This is a genomic window from Xylanivirga thermophila, from assembly GCF_004138105.1.
Classification (GTDB): domain Bacteria; phylum Bacillota; class Clostridia; order Caldicoprobacterales; family Xylanivirgaceae; genus Xylanivirga; species Xylanivirga thermophila.
In genome coordinates, this window is record NZ_RXHQ01000039.1 from 1 (window position 1) to 19287 (window position 19287).

The 19287-nt window shown below is 38.0% G+C and carries 19 protein-coding genes and 1 other annotated feature; of the genes, 16 read left to right on the forward strand and 3 right to left on the reverse strand.

Annotated features, from left to right (window positions below; all coding sequences use genetic code 11):
- Positions 1-201 precede the first annotated feature (201 nt).
- Positions 202-449: a binding site (T-box leader), on the forward strand.
- A 64-nt stretch (positions 450-513) separates the two neighbouring features.
- Genes ilvB through ilvD form a run of 6 tightly spaced genes read left to right on the forward strand, consistent with a single transcriptional unit; the run spans position 514 to position 6794 of the window.
- A complete protein-coding gene (ilvB, locus tag EJN67_RS12555) occupies positions 514-2181 on the forward strand; it encodes a biosynthetic-type acetolactate synthase large subunit (protein WP_129724795.1) in 1668 nt (555 codons plus the stop codon).
- A complete protein-coding gene (ilvN, locus tag EJN67_RS12560) occupies positions 2153-2665 on the forward strand; it encodes an acetolactate synthase small subunit (protein ID WP_129724796.1) in 513 nt (170 codons plus the stop codon). The genes ilvB and ilvN overlap by 29 nt, the downstream gene beginning before the upstream one ends.
- Positions 2666-2667: 2 nt before the next feature.
- The gene (gene ilvC, locus EJN67_RS12565; protein WP_129724797.1) at positions 2668-3672 is read left to right on the forward strand and encodes a ketol-acid reductoisomerase; all 1005 of its coding nucleotides are present in this window, start codon (positions 2668-2670) and stop codon (positions 3670-3672) included.
- Positions 3669-4532, forward strand: a complete 864-nt coding sequence (locus EJN67_RS12570) for a M23 family metallopeptidase (protein WP_129724798.1) — start codon at positions 3669-3671, stop codon at positions 4530-4532. Before ilvC ends, EJN67_RS12570 begins: the two co-directional genes overlap by 4 nt.
- Positions 4533-4546: 14 nt before the next feature.
- Complete coding sequence (locus EJN67_RS12575; RefSeq protein WP_165000873.1) at positions 4547-5143, forward strand: nitroreductase family protein; 597 nt, start codon at positions 4547-4549, stop codon at positions 5141-5143.
- Positions 5133-6794 (forward strand): dihydroxy-acid dehydratase, encoded by a 1662-nt coding sequence (ilvD, locus tag EJN67_RS12580; RefSeq protein ID WP_129724811.1) that lies wholly within the window; start codon positions 5133-5135, stop codon positions 6792-6794. Before EJN67_RS12575 ends, ilvD begins: the two co-directional genes overlap by 11 nt.
- Positions 6795-6834: 40 nt before the next feature.
- Here the strand turns inward: ilvD and nagB are convergent, their stop codons facing one another.
- On the reverse strand, positions 6835-7560 hold the full coding sequence (gene nagB, locus EJN67_RS12585) for a glucosamine-6-phosphate deaminase (protein WP_243641315.1): 726 nt from the start codon (positions 7558-7560) through the stop codon (positions 6835-6837).
- A gap of 121 nt (positions 7561-7681) precedes the next feature.
- Between nagB and EJN67_RS12590 the strand changes: the two genes are divergently transcribed.
- Both EJN67_RS12590 and pepV read left to right on the forward strand, forming a co-directional pair.
- Entirely contained in the window at positions 7682-8512 is an 831-nt protein-coding gene (locus EJN67_RS12590) for a YitT family protein (RefSeq protein ID WP_129724800.1), read from the forward strand.
- Positions 8513-8525: 13 nt separating this feature from the next.
- A complete protein-coding gene (pepV, locus tag EJN67_RS12595) occupies positions 8526-9923 on the forward strand; it encodes a dipeptidase PepV (RefSeq protein WP_129724801.1) in 1398 nt (465 codons plus the stop codon).
- Between the two features lie 16 nt (positions 9924-9939).
- On the opposite strand, the gene EJN67_RS12600 is transcribed toward pepV, so the two are convergent.
- Positions 9940-10425 carry a methylated-DNA--[protein]-cysteine S-methyltransferase gene (locus EJN67_RS12600; protein WP_129724802.1) on the reverse strand — a complete coding sequence of 162 codons (486 nt, stop codon included), beginning with the start codon at positions 10423-10425 and terminating at the stop codon, positions 9940-9942.
- A gap of 214 nt (positions 10426-10639) precedes the next feature.
- On the opposite strand from EJN67_RS12600, the gene EJN67_RS12605 reads away from it, so the two are divergent.
- Complete coding sequence (locus EJN67_RS12605) at positions 10640-11194, forward strand: chromate transporter (protein ID WP_207208026.1); 555 nt, start codon at positions 10640-10642, stop codon at positions 11192-11194.
- Complete coding sequence (locus EJN67_RS12610; protein ID WP_129724803.1) at positions 11191-11781, forward strand: chromate transporter; 591 nt, start codon at positions 11191-11193, stop codon at positions 11779-11781. Before EJN67_RS12605 ends, EJN67_RS12610 begins: the two co-directional genes overlap by 4 nt.
- Before the next feature lies 1 nt (position 11782).
- Here EJN67_RS12610 and EJN67_RS12615 read toward each other — a convergent pair whose 3' ends face one another.
- Entirely contained in the window at positions 11783-13189 is a 1407-nt protein-coding gene (locus EJN67_RS12615) for an MATE family efflux transporter (protein WP_129724804.1), read from the reverse strand.
- 180 nt (positions 13190-13369) lie between these two features.
- On the opposite strand from EJN67_RS12615, the gene thpR reads away from it, so the two are divergent.
- The 6 genes from thpR (at position 13370) to EJN67_RS12645 (ending at position 19165) form a co-directional block, all read left to right on the forward strand.
- The gene (gene thpR / locus EJN67_RS12620) at positions 13370-13918 is read left to right on the forward strand and encodes an RNA 2',3'-cyclic phosphodiesterase (RefSeq protein ID WP_129724805.1); all 549 of its coding nucleotides are present in this window, start codon (positions 13370-13372) and stop codon (positions 13916-13918) included.
- Positions 13919-13983: 65 nt separating this feature from the next.
- Positions 13984-14271: a hypothetical protein gene (locus tag EJN67_RS12625; RefSeq protein WP_129724806.1), complete on the forward strand. Its 288-nt coding sequence runs from the start codon at positions 13984-13986 to the stop codon at positions 14269-14271.
- Positions 14272-14486: 215 nt separating this feature from the next.
- Complete coding sequence (locus EJN67_RS12630) at positions 14487-15089, forward strand: manganese efflux pump MntP (RefSeq protein WP_129724807.1); 603 nt, start codon at positions 14487-14489, stop codon at positions 15087-15089.
- A 217-nt stretch (positions 15090-15306) separates the two neighbouring features.
- Complete coding sequence (locus tag EJN67_RS12635) at positions 15307-15693, forward strand: cytidine deaminase (protein ID WP_129724808.1); 387 nt, start codon at positions 15307-15309, stop codon at positions 15691-15693.
- A 196-nt stretch (positions 15694-15889) separates the two neighbouring features.
- Positions 15890-18145, forward strand: coding sequence for a helix-turn-helix transcriptional regulator (locus EJN67_RS12640; RefSeq protein WP_129724809.1), 2256 nt, complete (start codon positions 15890-15892; stop codon positions 18143-18145).
- 192 nt (positions 18146-18337) lie between these two features.
- On the forward strand, positions 18338-19165 hold the full coding sequence (locus EJN67_RS12645; RefSeq protein WP_129724810.1) for an ABC transporter permease: 828 nt from the start codon (positions 18338-18340) through the stop codon (positions 19163-19165).
- The last annotated feature ends 122 nt before the right edge of the window (positions 19166-19287 follow it).

A 19287-nucleotide genomic window follows, 5' to 3' on the forward strand; every position in this document is an offset into this window, starting at 1 on the left:
TACAATTAGAATTAGCCATAGCGAGCACCTCACTGTATTATTTTTTTTTGGTTAAAAATATTATACATGATTTTCTCGCTATGGTTCTATATTTTTTTGGTGTTGCATTTAATTATACAACGAACCCTATAAAAACTGAGTAAATATTTGTATAAAACATATTGACATCTTGCGAAAGAATTGGTAATATATAAAATAATATCAAAATTGATGATGGAGAGAGAAGATCTGTACTATCACCTAAAGAGAGCCGGTGGTTGGTGTGAACTGGTGTGATAGCAGATTGTATGGTCACTCCTGAGATGTAGCTCTGAAAGGATTACAAAGTAGGGGCTAACGGGATGGCGCCGTTAAAAGCCAAGGGTTTGTTAGAACCTATTTTGAGGCTGTCTATTACTAAAAGATAGCAAAGCTTGGTGGTACCACGAAAGTAACCTTTCGTCCTTGTAAAAGGATGAGAGGTTTTTTTAATTTATATATTCTGCATGGTTAAAGACAGGAGGTTTTTTTGCCATGAAGATGACAGGGGCACAGGCAGTAGTTAAGGCGTTGGAACTTGAAGGAATAGAGGTTGTTTTTGGGTATCCTGGTGGCGCTGTGCTACCCATCTATGATGCGCTTAAATCATCTAGCATAAGAAATATATTAGTGCGTCATGAGCAGGCAGCAGCCCATGCAGCTAGTGGTTATGCCAGGGCATCTGGCAGAGTAGGAGTATGCATGGCCACATCTGGGCCGGGAGCCACAAATATAATTACCGGTATAGCCACGGCATATATGGATTCTATTCCAATAGTGGTTATAACCGGTCAAGTGCCTACCAGCATGATAGGTAGGGATGTATTCCAGGAAGTGGATATAACAGGTGCGACAGCGCCTTTTACAAAACACAATTATCTAGTAAAGCACGTTCAAGACATACCAAGAATAATGAAAGAAGCATTCTATATTGCCTCAACGGGCAGGCAAGGTCCCGTACTTATTGATATACCAAATGATATTGCAAAACAGACTTTGAAATTTGAATATAGTGAAGAAGTACATCTAAGGGGTTATAAACCCAATTATTCAGGTCATCCTCTGCAGATAAAAAGGGCAGCGGCTGTAATAAAGCAAAGCAAGCGCCCAACCATCTGTGTAGGTGGAGGGGTAATTAGCAGCAATAGTGCGGAACTGGTTTTAAGACTAGCTCAGAGGATAAATGCACCTGTAGTAAATACACTTATGGGAATAGGAGCTTTTCCAGCAAGTCATGGGCTATCTATGGGGATGATTGGCCAATATGGGATAGAGGCTGCAAATGAAGCAGTAGCAGGGGCAGATGTGCTTATTGTCCTTGGTGCCAGAATGGGCGATCGGGCTATTGGGTCAAGGAAGAAATTTGTCCAGGAATCACATGTAATACATATAGATATTGATCCTGCAGAAATTGGTAAAAATATAGATGTGGATACTCCAATAGTGGGCGATATAGCGGTGACACTTAGGGAGCTTTTGAAGCTTGATATATCCCGAGATGGTTTGGATTGGATAAATATATTAAAGGATAAGCAATCCATTTGTAGATATACAAATTCCCAAACTAGCCCGTTGGATCCGGTTTATATAATAAAGGCCTTATCTGCTAGTGTAAGGTCCGATACCATAGTGGTTACCGATGTAGGACAGCATCAGATATGGACGGGAAGATATTTTAAAATACAAAAGCCAAGGACATTTCTAACATCAGGGGGACTGGGGACTATGGGCTATGGATTACCGGCGGCTATAGGGGCAAAGATTGCATGTCCTAAAAAGCCTGTAATGCTCATATCGGGAGATGGTGGATTTCAAATGAGTATGGCAGAACTATCTACAGTAGTAAACCAAGGTCTTCCTTTAAAGATGATAATACTGGATAATGAAAGGCTTGGAATGGTAAGGGAACTCCAACAGCATTATTATGGGGGACGTTATTTTGGCATAGATATGGGAGGAAATCCTGATTTTATAACTATTGCAAAGGCTTATGGTATAAGGGGCATACAGATAGAAGAGGCGTCTCAGGTAATGGAGGCAGTAGATTATATAATAAATACCAAAGAAGCAATTCTTGCAAGATTTGTCATTGATCCCGATGCCAATGTCATACCTTTTAATGGGGAGGGTAAGAATGAAACATATATTGGGTGTACTGGTTGACAATAATCCAGGGGTGCTTTATAAGGTGGCAGGGCTCTTCAGTCGAAGGGGATTTAATATAGATAGTCTAACAGTGGGAGTCACTGAAGATCCAGATGTATCCCGTATGACTATTGTAGTAGATGGTGACAGCTATATTGTAGAGCAGGTTACAAAACAGCTAAATAAGCTAGTGGAAGTTATAAAGGTATCTGATATAAGTAATGATTCAGTGGTGAGGGAACTGGCACTTATAAAGGTTCGTGCTAATTCCAATGTCCGTAATGAGATTATACAGATAGTAAATATATTTAGGGCAAATGTAGTGGATATAGCAAAGGATTCTTTGACGATAGAGATAACCGGTGATGGTGAAAAAATAAGTGCACTGGAGGATATGCTAAAGGACTTTGGTATAAAGGAAGTGGTCAGAACGGGTATTATAGCCGTTGAACGGGGTAACAAAGTTATAAAATATACAAACTTACAGGAAGAGGAGGAATAAAAATGGCAAGGATGTATTATGAAATGGACGCCGATTTTAGCCTGTTAGATGGGAAAAAAGTAGCTATAATTGGCTATGGTAGTCAAGGGCATGCCCATGCACTAAACTTAAGGGATAGTGGAGTAGATGTAAGGATAGGGCTATACGAAGGCAGCAGATCATGGCAAAAGGCAATAGATGCTGGCTTTGCCGTTATGGAGGCGGGCAAGGCAGCAGCTGAGGCCGATATCACCATGATACTTATACCCGATGAAAAACAGCCTGAGGTCTATAAAAACAGTATCTCCCCAAATTTAAAAGCAGGAAGTGCCATTGCTTTTGCTCATGGATTCAATATCCACTTTAATCAGATAGTACCTCCAGAGAATGTGGATGTATTTATGGTGGCACCTAAGGGGCCTGGCCATACTGTTAGAAGTCAATACCAGGAAGGAAAGGGTGTACCGTGTTTATTTGCTGTATATCAGGACTATAGCGGTATGGCACAGGGTTATGCATTGGCATATGCCAAAGGTATTGGCGGGACTAGGGCTGGAGTTTTGGAGACCACATTTAAAGAGGAGACGGAAACAGATTTATTTGGTGAGCAGGCGGTGTTATGCGGTGGTGTTACTGAACTTATAAAGGCTGGATTTGATACCTTGGTAGAGGCAGGATATCAGCCTGAGGTGGCATATTTTGAATGCCTACATGAGATGAAATTAATAGTGGACCTTATAAATCAGGGCGGGCTTAGCTATATGAGATATTCCATAAGCGATACTGCAGAGTACGGGGATTATTCAGTGGGAAAACGTATAATAACCGATGATACCAGGGCAGAGATGAAGGATGTATTGGATGAAATACAGGATGGTACATTTGCGCGGAACTGGATATTGGAGAATCAAGCAAACAGACCCCATTTTAATGCTACACGTAGGCGGGAGCAGTCTCACCTTATTGAAAAGGTGGGGCGGGAGCTTAGGAAAATGATGCCCTGGCTTGGTGGAAAAGAAATAGAATGAAAACATATTATTCCCATGTAAAGAGATATAGACTAAATAAAAAAAGGTTTCTAACAGTGTGCATAGTTGCTGCAGTGTTGCTCTTGACGATTATAATATTAACCACCCCTTTAATATCTCCGGCTCAATATAGGATAGAGAATATTGCTCCCTCCCGCCTTGGTGTATATTTTGATGTGGAGAAGGATCAAGGGGTGTTATGGTATTATCTATCTGCCATAGATAACGCTGAAGGCATATCAGATGATAAAGTAAGTTTTGATCGCTCCAGCAAAATAGCCCTATACCTACGAGGTGCACAGGATCACGACCAGGTCTTGGAACAGATAAGGTCGTATAATGATAACCGGGCATTTTTAAAGCAGGTGGCGGGAGAATTAAAGAGATTTGAGCATATAGATATGGTGTATAGGGATAAGGTATTTCCATTGGCTGATGGCTATGAATATAGCTTTGATGATGGGTTTGGAGGACGACGGACCTATGGTGGGGAAAGGAAGCATGAAGGCATAGACATAATGTGTGATAAAGGAGTTCCCCTTGTAGCAGTATGCGACGGTAAAGTAGAGCAAAAGGGATGGCTAGAGCTTGGTGGTTGGCGCATAGGTATACGGGGAGAAGATGGAATATATTATTATTATGCCCATCTTATTCGGTATGAACCTAATATAAAACGGGGCAGCCATGTAAAAAAAGGACAGATAATAGGCTATGCAGGGGATAGCGGATACGGTGAGGAGGGCACATCTGGAAAATTCCTTCCCCATCTTCACTTTGGCATGTATGAAGACGATAAGGCGATAAATCCATATCCTTTTTTAAAGATATGGGAAGAAGAGAAGATATCTATATCCCAATAAGGAGGTTTTATATCATGAGTATAGATAAGACTATAAAAGCTAGAAGGACTATAAGGAAATATAAGCAGGAACGTATAGATATGAAATTTTTAAAGGATTTGGTAGATGTAGCTAGGTTGGCCCCATCGGCAGCTAATAGACAGCCCCTTGAGTATATTATAGTTAATAAGACCGATATGCTATCAAAGGTATTTGATACATTAAAATGGGCTGGCTATATAAAACCTTTCGGTACTCCAGAGGAGGGGGAGAGGCCTGTAGCCTATATAGTAGTACTGATAAATAAGGACAGGGCTGGCAGCATGGCAGAGCATGATGTAGGTGCATCGGTACAGAATATATTGCTAAGCGCATGGGAAAAGGGTATAGGGAGCTGTTGGATAGGATCTGTGGACAGAAGGGCTCTAAGGGAAATACTTAATATACCCGACAGATATGAGATAGATTGCGTTATTGCCCTAGGTTATGCGGCGCAGGAGGCAATAGAAGAGGATAGGGATGATACGATTAGATATTATCTTGATGATCAAGGGGTATTGCATGTGCCTAAAAGACCACTCGATAATATACTCCATATAGATGGGTTTGAGGATGACAAAAATGATAAGTGATAGGGTAAAAAGGGGCGTGGAAAAGGCGCCCCATCGTTCCCTTTTCTACGCCATGGGTTATACGGAGGAAGAGCTTTCAAGGCCTCTTATAGGAGTTATAAATGCTAAAAGCGATATAATACCAGGGCATATACATCTGGATATGATAGCTAAAGCGGTAAAGACAGGTATTTTAATGGCGGGAGGCACCCCGATAGAAGTGCCATCTATAGGGGTATGCGATGGCATTGCAATGAACCATATAGGCATGAAATACTCATTGGCTTCTAGGGAGCTTATAGCAGATGGTATAGAGACCCTCGCAATGGCCCATGGATTTGATGGATTAGTGCTTATACCTAACTGTGATAAGATAGTGCCGGGTATGATAATGGGGGCTGTACGCATCAATATACCAAGTATAGTTATAAGCGGTGGTCCTATGTTGGCGGGATTTTATAATGGAGGGGCTGCTGACCTTAGCTTGGTATTTGAAGGGGTGGGTGCGGTAAAGGCCGGTATGATGGATGAGTATGAACTGAAATGTTTGGAGGAGAAGGCTTGTCCTGGGTGTGGTTCATGTTCAGGTATGTATACGGCAAATTCTATGAACTGTCTAGCTGAAGCACTAGGGATAGCATTAATGGGAAATGGCACCATTCCTGCTGTAGATGCTGAGCGGATAAGGATGGCTAAAAAAGCAGGGATGGTCATAATGGAAGCGGTAAAGCAAAACATATGCCCAAGGGATATAATAAATAAGGCTTCTCTTAAAAATGCACTGATAATAGATATGGCACTTGGATGTTCATCTAATTCGGTATTGCATATGTCGGCAATAGCCCATGAGGCGGGGATAGATTTTGACCTTGACAGCATAAATGATACAAGTGAAAAGGTGCCAAACCTATGTAGGTTAAGCCCTGCAGGCCTTCATCATATGGAGGATCTACATAGGGCAGGGGGTATACCTGCCATTATGGCAGAACTGTCTAATAACTGTCTTATGGATTTAAATGTGAACGTGATTGAAGGCGGGAGTATGGGAGATAGGATAAAGGGTGCAAAGGTATCTGATTATGACGTCATACGTCCCGTAGATAATCCCTATAGCATTACCGGTGGCATTGCGATATTAAAGGGTAATTTGGCGCCTCGAGGTGCAGTGGTAAAAAAAGCAGCAGTAGATTCTGATATGATGGTACATAAAGGTCCGGCTAGGGTATTTGATTCGGAAGAGGCAGCCTTTAATGCCATATTATCAGGTAGTATACAAAAAGGTGATGTGGTTGTTATACGCTATGAAGGACCAAAGGGTGGGCCTGGGATGAAGGAGATGTTATCTCCCACCTCTGCCATAGCAGGTATGGGGCTTGATAGGGATGTGGCCCTTATAACCGATGGACGTTTCTCAGGGGCTACTAGGGGTGCCGCCATAGGACATATATCGCCAGAGGCTATGGAAGGCGGACCTATTGCAGTAATACAGGAAGGGGATATAATATCCATAGATATACCAAATGGTCGGTTGGATATCGAGATAGATGGAAATATGCTTGAGGATAGAATTGATAACTGGATCCCGCCCCAGCCGAAGATAAAGAAGGGGTATCTAGCTAGATATGCAAAAATGGTATCATCTGCAGATAAGGGTGCTGTGCTGGATTTTTAGCCAAAAAAAGCCGCTTTTATGCGGCTTTTTTTGATTGCTTTTATAGTCTGCTAGCGGCTTCTTTATCCAGAATGATAGTAGCATTTGGATGAAGTTGGAGTACAGAGGCAGGCACTACAGGAGTGACTGGCCCATTTATAGTATTATAGATAGCTTCTGCCTTGTCGGCCCCTTTTGCCATAAGGATTATGTTTTGGGCGTGCATTATGCTCTTTATACCCATTGATAATGCCTTTGTAGGTACCTCATCTATGGAATTAAAGAACCGAGAATTTGCTTCTCTGGTGCCTTGATCCAAAGTTACTATATGGGTAACAGCATCAAAGGGCGTACCTGGTTCATTAAACCCTATATGTCCATTGCGGCCAATGCCTAATATCTGCAGGTCAATGCCTCCTGCATCTTCTATTTTTTGATCATATTTTTTACATTCTTCTTCTAGATTTTTTGCCTGTCCATCTGGAATGTTTATATTTTCTTTTGGCAAATTTACATATTTAAATAAGTTTTCATGCATAAATGTATGATAGCTGCAGGCATGCTCCTGTGAAATACCTACGTATTCATCCAGATTAAATGTAGTTACTTTGGAAAAATCCAATTTATCGTCTTTATGTAATTGGACTAATTTTTTATATAATCCTATGGGAGTACTGCCGGTAGCCAGACCTAATATGGCATTTGGCTTTGTACTGATGAGATCTACAAATTCTTTAGATGCTATAACATCCATTTCATCAGCTGTATTGCAAACAATAACATTCACTTGTAAAACCTCCTTATAATTTTGTAAACCATTACCTATATTATAACATCCTTTTGGTTGTTTTTAATACAAAAAAGAGATAAAATAATAAATAGAGAGGTTAAAGGGGGGAAAAGCTTGGGTGGTTTGGCGTATCTTATACATTATTTTAGGAAGTTTTATCCATGCGGTAGCCATAAATGCATTTTATATGCCCCATAATCTGCTAAGTGGTGGTGTAACAGGTGTGGCAATGTTGCTTGAATATAAATATGGTATACCTACCGGTATTACATCTATATTGCTTAATATCCCATTATTTATAGCAGGATATAAATATGTAAGCAGGCGTTTTACCTATTTTAGTATATTGGGTACGGTAAGTTCGTCCATATTTTTACTTATCACGCAAGGATGGATAGTGGATATACAGGATACTATGGTATCCTGCCTAATAGGAGGATTACTATCAGGTATAGGCATAGGATTAGTAATAAAAAATAGGGGTTCACTTGGGGGCACCGATATTCTTTCAGTTATAGTAAATAAATATTTTTCTTTTAGCATAGGTACTACTACGATGGCCATAAATGCTATAATACTAACACTTGCCGCTATGCAATTTGGCATAGAACGGGCGGCATATACTTTAGTTGCATTATATGTGTGCAATAAGGCCCTTGATAATATACAGGAGGGATTTAATCATAAGAAGAGTATAATAATAATCTCAGATAATGCAGACGAGGTTGCCAAAGCAATTTTTAAAAAGATAAAGAGGGGCATTACATTCTTAAATGGTGAAGGCGGTTATACAGGCAAGCAAAAGAAGATAATATATATTGTACTCCGTACAACTGAGTTATCAAGGGTACGGGATACAGTACGACAGGTAGATCCGGCGGCATTCATCACAATAGTCGATGCCAGAGAGGTGGAAGGTAAGGGTTTTGATGGTCCGCCATTATTTTAAGGAGGAAAAGGAAATGGATCTTAATAGTTTGGTGGAAGGATACAGAGAAGATATAATAAATTCCACAAAGGAGATTATAGCTATTCCTAGCGTACAAGGGGAGCCCTTAGCAGGGAAACCCTTTGGAGAAGGCGTTGCAGAGGCGTTGGATTATGCATGTAATCTTGCAAGAAATCTAGGCTTTCATGTAGTCGATGTGGATGGGTATGGTGCCCATGCAGAAATCGGAGAAGGGGATGAAACCCTTGGTATACTGGTACACCTAGATGTAGTACCTGCAGGCGAAGGATGGACATATGAGCCCTATAGCCCGCAGATACATGATGGGAAGCTCTATGGCAGGGGTGCCATAGATGACAAGGGGCCTACCATTGCAGCTATGTATGCTATGAAGGCTTTGCTTGATAGTGGTGTAAAGCTCAATAAAAAGGTGCGAATGATATTTGGTACCGATGAGGAGAGTGGTTGGGAGGGTATGGAATATTACCTTTCAAAGCAGCCCATGCCCCAGTTTGGCATAGTGCCAGATGGCAATTATCCTGTAATACATGCGGAAAAGGGCATTCTTACATTGGCTTTTAAAAAAGAGTTTAATGGAGCGGAGCATATAGCATCCAATATAGAGGGTATAAAGGGCGGAACTAGGCCTAATATGGTGCCTGATGAATGCCTTTGTGTATTTTCATCTCCTAGGGATGGGGATAAGGTATTGACGTATTTGAATACTTTTAGGGAATATACAAAATGTAATATAGAAGCAGATTTTAATGAGGCGGGAGGTGCTGTGCTTAGATTTATGGGAAAATCGGCCCATGCAAGTACTCCGAAGAAGGGGGTAAATGCCATAGCAGGCACTCTAGGTTTTCTATGTTCATTGGGTATAGGCAATAGTCCCATGGAGCAGTTTATAACATTTTTAAATGATAGAATAGGACCAGATTTTGATGGTGATGGGCTTGGAATTAAATTGGAGGATAATGTATCAGGTAAGCTCACCTTGAATCTTGGTAAGATAGATATAGACAAGGAGAGGGGCGAAGCTGTAATAAATATACGCTATCCTGTAGAGTATAAATTAGATGATATAATGAACAGGATATATAAGGCAATTGAAGGTACTGATGTCGAAGTAGAGATACAGGGCCATTCAGCGCCTCTTTATGTGCCTGAAGATCATCCTTTAGTACAAAAACTTTTGAAAATATATAATGAACAGACCGGTCAAGAAGCAAAACCCATAGCTATAGGCGGTGGAACTTATGCTAGAGCTACAGAAAATACAGTTGCATTTGGCGCCCAATTTCCGGGTAGACCTGAGATGGCCCATCAAAAGGATGAATATATAGAGGTAGAGGATCTTATTTTGAATGCAAAGATATATGCAAATGCGATATATGAATTGACAAGGTAGTAAAAGTGGTGGCAGATTATACGATCTGGCCGCCACTTTTTTCTAACGTTAACAAGTATGTCTTTGATTTTATGCCACCACCCCCGCTATATCCCCCGAGTCTACCATTGGAGCCAACTACTCGATGGCAGGGTATTATAATGGGTACAGGATTTTTACTACAGGCCTGTGCAACTGCCCTGTATCCTTTTGGGGAACCGATTTCTATTGCAATGTCCTTATAGGTTTTGGTGCTGCCATAGGGTATGGAAGAAAGGGCCTTCCATACCTTCATTTGAAATGGTGTGCCCTTTATATCAACTTTTATATTAAAATTTTTTCGGATGCCTTGAAAATATTCCATAAGCTGTATAGATACAGGGCTATCTTTAGTACAAACTATAGATATATCCTTGTTTAAGTTATATCCTATATCTATTTGACACACTCCGGCGGGAGTGGATTTGATAAATATTATGCCTATGGGGCTGTTTATATATGAAAAGGTGTAGAAATTATTCATATAAAATTCTTCTCCTTTACGATCTAAATTGCAATATTAAATGCAACACTTTTGAGAAAATCATACTTATCCATTTACTTCCTCTTGTCAAGGGGAGGGTGGAGATTTTCGAGTGTATACGAGAAAATACTACCCAACCTTGACAACGATGGTAATGATATAATTATACATAGGTATTTTAGAAAAATATATAGAAAAGAGGAAAAAAGAAAAGGTGAAAAAACTGTGGAAGATGTTTTGGATTTTTTTTAGAATCGGCGCATTTACCTTTGGTGGTGGATTTGCCATGATACCTCTCATCGAAAAAGAGATAGTAGACAAGCAGGGGTGGGTAGATGAGGAAGAGATAATAGATGTATTTGCCTTGGCTCAGTCTGTGCCAGGTGCCATAGGTATAAATGCATCTACATTTGTAGGATACAAGGTAGCAGGATTTCAAGGTGCTATAATTGCCACTCTAGGTATGGTAATTCCGTCATTTATAACAATAACACTCATCGCTTCAGTATTTACAAAATTTCAGGATGCTTTGATAGTACAGGCTGCCCTAAAAGGTATACGGGCAACGGTTGTAGCCCTTATAGGTATTGCTGCTGTTAAGATGGGCAAGGCGGCTATAAAGGATAGAATCAGCCTTGCTATTGCCATAGTAGGTCTTATACTTTTACTTGTTTTTAATGTACAGGCCATATACATTATTATGATAAGTGCACTTATGGGACTAGCATTTTTTTATTTATCAAGAAAGGAAGGTAACAGTGAAGAATGATCTATTGGAAGCTTATGGCTGTATTTTTTAAGATAGGATTGTTTAGCTTTGGCGGTGGATATGCCATGGTACCCATGATAGAAAATGAAATATCAAAAAATGGCTGGATCACCAGCCGTGAATTTGCCGATATAATAGCTATTGCAGAGATGACACCAGGGCCTATAGCGGTAAATTCAGCTACTTTTGTAGGATATAAGACAGCCGGAATTTTAGGGAGTTTATGTGCTACTACAGGGGTGGTATTGCCGTCTTTAATCATTGTCATACTAATATCGAGTATATTTTCAAAATTTAATGATAAGCCTGTAGTTAAGGGTATATTCTGCGGTATACGACCTGCCGTAGTAGCTCTTATTGCAGGGGCAGCTGTAATTGTAAGTCAGACATCCATATTCAAAGGGGCATTTAATGCACAAAATTTTTCGATGTTATTCACAAAACCTTCGGCATTTGTGGATATACCGAGTCTAGCCATAATGTTGGGCAGTATATTTGTAATGGTAAAGTTAAAATGGCACCCCATCTTAACCATATTTGCTTCGGGAGCAGCAGGGATATTGTTGTTTTATGTTATGAATCTATAGCTTACACCTTTATACGGGTCCATCTGCCGGATCGAAAACGTATATAGATTAGTACAGATCTTATAAATTGATCTGCTGCTAATGCAATCCATGCACCGATTAATCCCCAATTGGCCCAGTTGACAAGTATAAATGCCAATATTGGTCTTATTATTAGGACGCCAACTAGGATGGATAGTGCAGGCCATTTTGTATCTCCGGCACCCCTTAAACCGCCTGCTAGTATTTGAAAAGATGCCTGGCTAGGTTGTATAATGGCTACTATTTTAAGCACGGTGCTTCCTGCTTTCATTATATCAGGATCCGGGTTAAACAGCCATACAAGTTGCTTGCCTAAAAAGAAGAATATGCCTGCTATAAAAAATGCAACTACAGCCCCCATATGTCTAGTTTGATCAGCATATGCCTTGGCCTTTTCGATATCCTTTTCTCCTAGGCTTTGGCCTATTAATGTGGTTGCAGCTATACCAAAGGCCTGACCATTCATAAAGGATAGGCTTAGTATATTAAGTCCTATTTGATGGGTAGCAAATGCTACGGTACCTAGGCCTGCTACTATGCGGGTATATATTAAAAGCCCTAGCCTTAAGGCCATCTGTTCGCCTGCAGATGGAAGACCTATGCGAATTATACGTTTTATAGCTTTAAAATCGGGCTTAAAATATCTAGCCATGGATTTTATAGGAGGTAGATAGAGGTATTGGCGCCTTCGAAACAGTATATATAGGGAGATCACAAATGATACAATATAACCAATAACGGTGGCTATAGCCGCTCCATCTACTTCCAAGCGGGGGAAACCAAGTTTCCCGTATATAAGAAGATAGTTAAATATTATATTTACTACATTTGCTATTACATTCAAATACATAGATGCCTTGGTATTTCCAGCTCCCCTTAATGCTGCTGTTATACATAGGGGTATACAGGTAAATATAAATCCTGACATTATTATCTTAAAATAGCTCCCGCCCACTTTGGCAACATCCTCTTCGCCACCCATTAAAATGACCATATCATGGGCAAATATAATGCCTAAAATAGAGATGGCTATGGAAAGGAATATAGTAAGTATCATACTTTGATAGAGTACCTTATTGGCTTCCTCTTGTTTGCCTTCACCTTTTAGACGTGCTACCAATGCAGTAGTGCCCACATTTAGGGCTATAAATGCTGATAACATTAAAAACCTTGGTTGATTAGTAATGCCTACGGCGGCTATGGCATAGGCTCCAAGTCGTCCTACCATTATCATGTCGGCCATTTGACATACTGTGACCAGTATGAGCTCTATAATAGACGGCCATGCGATAGCCAGTATTTCCCTATTTAAAATTTTTTTATCAAGCTTTTTGCTATGTGTTACTACATGTTCTGAAGCTGCATCGCAGCATTCACAATTGTCCATTATTGATTTTTCACCTCATTAATATTAAGACCCCTATATGCGCCATATCGTGGAAGCGCTTTCATATGATAATAGTAACACAAAAAAGGGGCATCGGCAAATTAGGTATTGGTATAAAAATGCTTATTTTAATGAATTTGTGTTAAAATAGGGTAAATAGATATTAGAAAAGGTGAAAATATGAGAATTTTTATAGCTATTGAGCTTGATAATGCATTAAAGGAAGATATATACAAAAAGGTATGTTTAATAAAGGAAAAAAGTCTAAAGGGTAATTTTACAAAGAAGGATAATCTGCATATAACTATCCGTTTCCTAGGGGAAATAGATAATCACGAAGTGGATCGTGTAAAGGGGGCTATGGAGCAGGCTGCCGAAAAAATTAAGCCTTTTGATATTACTTTGGGTCAGTTAGGCAAGTTTGACAGAGGCAATTCCTGTATATTATGGTCAGGCGTGGATAAGGGATTAGGCCATATGAAAAGCGTATTTCATATGCTGGATGAAGAGCTTTTTTTGCAGAAATTTAAAAAGGAATACCGTCCTTTTAAACCCCATATAACCTTGGGGCGGGAGGTAGTGCTAGATTGCCCATTAAAAACCGTTTCCCAGGAAATAGGAATAGATAAAATGGGTATGACGGTGGAGAAAATAACTCTTATGGAGAGTATAAGAAGACAGGGGCAATTGATCTATATTCCAATATTCAGAAGTCACTTCATAAAATGAATATATACCAATAAATTGAACATATACATATAATGAATATGTTCAATTTGTTTGGAGGAATACTTATGGATGATTTTATGACACCCGAGATGCTTACTACATTTGCAGGATTGACCATTGCAGTTGGAATAATAGTTCAGTTTACAAAACCCATTATAAAAAGGCGATTTAGTGATCTAGGGGTAAGAATTTATGTGTTTATAATATCCTTCATATTGACCATGCTCTTTGCAAATAGTGGTTTTACAGCACAGGGTATAGTACTTACCCTCATAAATTCCATATTAGTTTGTATGTCAGCGATGGGAGGATACGAGATCATGTCAGATCCAATGGCACAAAAGAAAAAATAACTATTGATTATAATATTGATATAACATATAATATTACATAATCAATAAATATGGATCATGAGGGAGTAGTTGGCATCCTATAAGGGTGTGGTATAGTCAACATACTGATGGAAACATCTGGCTTACCTTAAATAATGAGACTCGTGTATAACATTTTTATGCTATACATAGGTCTCTTTTTTTATGTAAGAGCTGTTATATGAGGAGTGAATTATATGAATATGTTGTCATTAATATTAATAGCAATCGGTCTATCTATGGATGCCTTTGCGGTAGCAATAAGCAATGGCATCTCTATGAAAAAGGTCAGTATAAAGGATGCGTCTAGAATAGCGGCATTCTTTGGTGTCTTTCAGGCTATAATGCCAATGTTAGGTTGGGCTGCAGGGGTGGGATTTAAAGACTATATAACCAATATAGATCATTGGATAGCCTTTATCCTTTTGACTTTTATCGGCGGGAAGATGATCTATGATGCAGTTAAGGAGGACAAGCTAGAGGCGGGAGAGGTGGACAAAAGTACCAATGGGAGATTAAGTGTTAAAATGCTTTTTCTATTGGCAATTGCCACTAGTATAGATGCTATGGCCGTAGGAATAAGTTTTGCTTTTCTCGATGTTCCAATTATAAATTCATCTTTAATGATAGGAATAATAACCTTTTTTATATCCTTTGCAGGTGTTTTTATAGGTGCAGAATGTGGTAATCTTTTTCAGAAAAAGGCTGAGGTAATGGGAGGATTTATTCTAATGATAATAGGGTTTAAGATACTTGCGGAGCATACAAAACTGGAATTTATATCGAGAATTTTCAGATAGATATATTTAGAAACACGAAGGCCGTCCTAAAGGACGGCCTTCACTTATATATGAAATTGGGGGAAAACTTATTTATCTATTTTCTATTATAGATAATAGCAGAAATATAAGAACAAGGCATTAAGATTTTGTGAATATTTTGTGAACATTATTAGTCCATATAATGGGCAATGTAAAAAGGGGATAATATGCTATAATAAAAATGGGAGGGATATACATGGATAGAAAGAATCTCATCTTAAAGGCTTTAGAAGCACGTAAGCATGCATATGTGCCATATTCAAAATTTCGCGTGGGGGCAGCAGTGCTAACCGATGAAGGGAAAATATTCACCGGATGTAATATTGAAAACGTTAGCTATGGTGATACCTGTTGTGCAGAAAGGGTGGCGATTTTTAAAGCCATCTCTGAAGGTAATACAAATTTCAAAGGTATTGCCGTTGCTTCAGATTCTCCTGATTTTATATTTCCCTGTGGAATGTGCTTGCAGGTATTAGTTGAGTTTAAAGTGCCCCTAATCATTGTAGGAAATGTGGACGGACAGCATAAGGAGTTTATTACCACTGAGTTGATGCCCTATGCGTTTGATGAAATAAAAATATAGAACACAATTGGGAGAAAAGCTGTAATTGACCATGTAATTAATGATGTATAAAAAATTGTAAGGTTCGAAAAAAAAGTTTGTTGTTTTATATGAATTGTCACCATATAATATTAATACAGGCAAGAATTAATAAATAGAAAATATTGTTTGCAATATTATCTGTGTAAACAATATTTTAGAAAAGGTGGGGGAAATTATGGATGTGCATATAATAAAGAGGCGCACATTCAAAAAGACATTTTTGTCATATACAGTGATACTTATTATTCCCATTTTTATCTTTTTATATATATCGCTTCAAAATGTAATGAATAATAATTATAAAAAATTGATAGAAATGCATGAATCGGATACAGAACGGGTTGCGGCCACTATTGATTCTAAATTGATGGAGTGTATGCATATAGGAGATAAATTGTATCATTCTAATTGGATCAGTAAATTTATGATAGATATAGATGTGTTTGATGATGAGTTTGGTTCACTGAGGAGGCAGGAGATTTGCCAAGATCTCAACAATTATACGGCTTTTACAGGAATATTATCAAATATTGCTGTTGTTTTTCCATATAAGGATCTTGTTGTATCACAACGGGGGTGGTACCAAAAGGATGCTTATTTTTCCGATATTATAAAGATAAAGGAGCATGATATAGAAAAAATATATTCAAATATGGATGACTATGCATATTTTAGATTAATGGAAGACACCAAGGTAACTGCGGTGAATGATGAAGATAAATATATAGTAATATGCCAGAGTCTAGAACTATATAACAAACCTCGGGCTGTGTTATTATTTTTTATAGATGAAAGATATTTGACATCATATATCAAGAAGATCACATCTCCCAATTTACAAAACATTGTAATTACCAGTAACGATATGGAGATATTTAATCAGGATGTTCATAATAATAAAGAGAAAACAGGCAATGAGTTAATATTTACTACTAAGTCTAGTGTTATGTCTTGGGAGTATAAGTGCATATATAATGATTATAATTTACCGATACAATCTGATCAGCTATTTCCTTTATATATTGGTATTGTTTTTTCGCTTATACTAGGTGCTTTTATGGCATTAATACTAGCTACCATAAGCTATAAGCCATTATACAGTTTATTAAATAGAATATTTAGATACGATGAAGCGCAGGGAATGCTAGAAACTACATCGGACAAAAATATGCATGAATATAGAATAATAGAGAATTCTTTTGATAGGCTTGTAGATGAAAATGAAGCTATAATAAACAGGATGAAAAACTATGAAAGTGCAGCCAAATCTAATATGCTTTTGAAACTGCTCAAGGGTTTTTTTAATGATGATAAGCTGGAAGATAAACTTAACGAGATAGGTTTAAATTATACAGATGATGACTATTTTTGTGTTGCCCTTATTAATATATCCCAAACTGCTCAAAATGATGGTGAAAATATTATAAAGAAAAGACAGGAGATCATTAATCTGATTCTTACTATAGAACAGAATACAGACCAAATGGGAATAGATTGTCAAATACTTGATGTGCTAGATGATGCTATTGGGTTAATTTTTGCTTTTGATTATATACAGTCAAATAGTGAAGTTATAGACCAGTTGCTTTTTAAGGCAAAATCTAGCATGGAGAAATCCGGCAATGTACAATTGGTCATATCTATGGGTAATATGGAGCAGGGCATAATAGGGATAAGTAAATCCTATCAGATGGCCAGAGAAAACATGGAATATATGCTATTTGAAAGTGATTTTGTAAAGGACAATAAAAATATGCTTGAAAAGGAATTGTACTACTATCCGACAGATTGGGAGATACAGCTTATAAATAATCTTAAAGTGGGTAATTTGGATACTGTAACCAAGATTATATATGAGATAAGATTGGAGAATGAAAAGAGAGATTTACCGCTAGATTCAATGATTAGACTGGTTACATTGATAATGGAAACGGAGCTTAGGGTGCTTGATGAGCTTAATATTGATGTGGGACTTTACCAAAATGAATTTAATGGGATATTGGCATCGGAAAATATGGATGAGATATGGTCGTATATATACGAAATTAGTGATAGGGTGTGCGATAGAAGGCAATATGCCAATACTACTTCAAACTTGGAAATAGGTAATAATATCCTTGAGTATATTAATAAAAACTATAATGATCCTAATCTGGCACTTAAGGAATTGGCCCAAATATTTAATATGTCAGTATCGTCTTTATCCAAACTTTTTAAGGAAGTAACTGGAATTAATTATTATGATTATTTATGTCGCATTCGAATGGAGCAGGCAAAAGAATTACTAAAGGATAGTAAAAATGCTATAGGCAAGGTGGCAAGTGAGGTTGGGTATGAAAATGAGTATTCTTTTAAAAGGGCATTTAAACGCTATGAAGGTATAAGCCCTTCTGACTATATATATAAAATTGCAGAAGGCGATTCCAAATAAGAATGGGGTAAAATCCTTATATAGAGCCGTTCTTAATCTCTGAGCAAATATTGTTATGCACAAAAAATATTGTTTCTTGTATGTTAGATAAGCAGATGGTATCATTTAAGCACAGGACATTGGTACTATTTTCAAAAAACTTTTAAAAAACAAAACAATATTTTTATATATTGTAATGGAAGGGGAGGTTATATGGAATCTGTATCTATTAAAAGAGGCAGAAAAATATCCAGTCATCAAACTATAAAAAGTCGCAAAAGACAAGATACTATTCAGTTATATTTGATAATACTGCCAGTTCTCATACATATATTCATTTTCCACTATATACCAATGTATGGAATAGTTATAGCCTTTCAAGACTATTTTCCTGGAAATTCGTTTATCTCTTTTGATGGCAGTGTCAAATGGGTAGGATTAAAGCATTTTAGGAAGTTTATAACAGGACCGTATTTTGGGAGGCTATTTAGAAATACATTTACACTCAGTTTTTATTTGTTCTTGTTTGGATTTTGGGTACCTATTGTGTATGCACTATTGATCAACGAGGTTAAAGATAGTTTTTTCAAAAAGTTTGTACAGACGGCAAGCTATCTTCCATACTTTATTTCTATGGTCGTAGTGGCAGGAATGGTAGTATCATTTATAAATACAGATGGTATACTTAATTCGATTATTAAAGTATTTGGAGGGACGCCAAAACCATTTTCAACAGATCCGAAATATTTTGCCAAAATATATACTATAACAAACATCTGGAAAAGTTTCGGGTGGAATAGCATATTGTATCTATCTACAATATCGGGCATTGATCCATCATTATATGAGGCTGCGAGAATAGATGGAGCAAGCCGTTTTAAACAGGCCCTATATATTACTATTCCATCCATAGTACCTACCATTGTTATACTATTAATATTTGCAATAGGCAGGCTGCTTTCAGCAAACACAGAGTTTATATTGCTTCTATACAATCCGGCAATATACGAACGGGCTGATGTTATAGGTACCTATGTGTAGCCTCTCGAAAAAGAATTGGAAATAGTTAAGGCTAACCTAAAACTGGAATATATCGAGATGCTACGGCTGATTTTGTAAAAGAAATAAAATTGAACGTTGAGAAACGCATATTGTAGTGATTG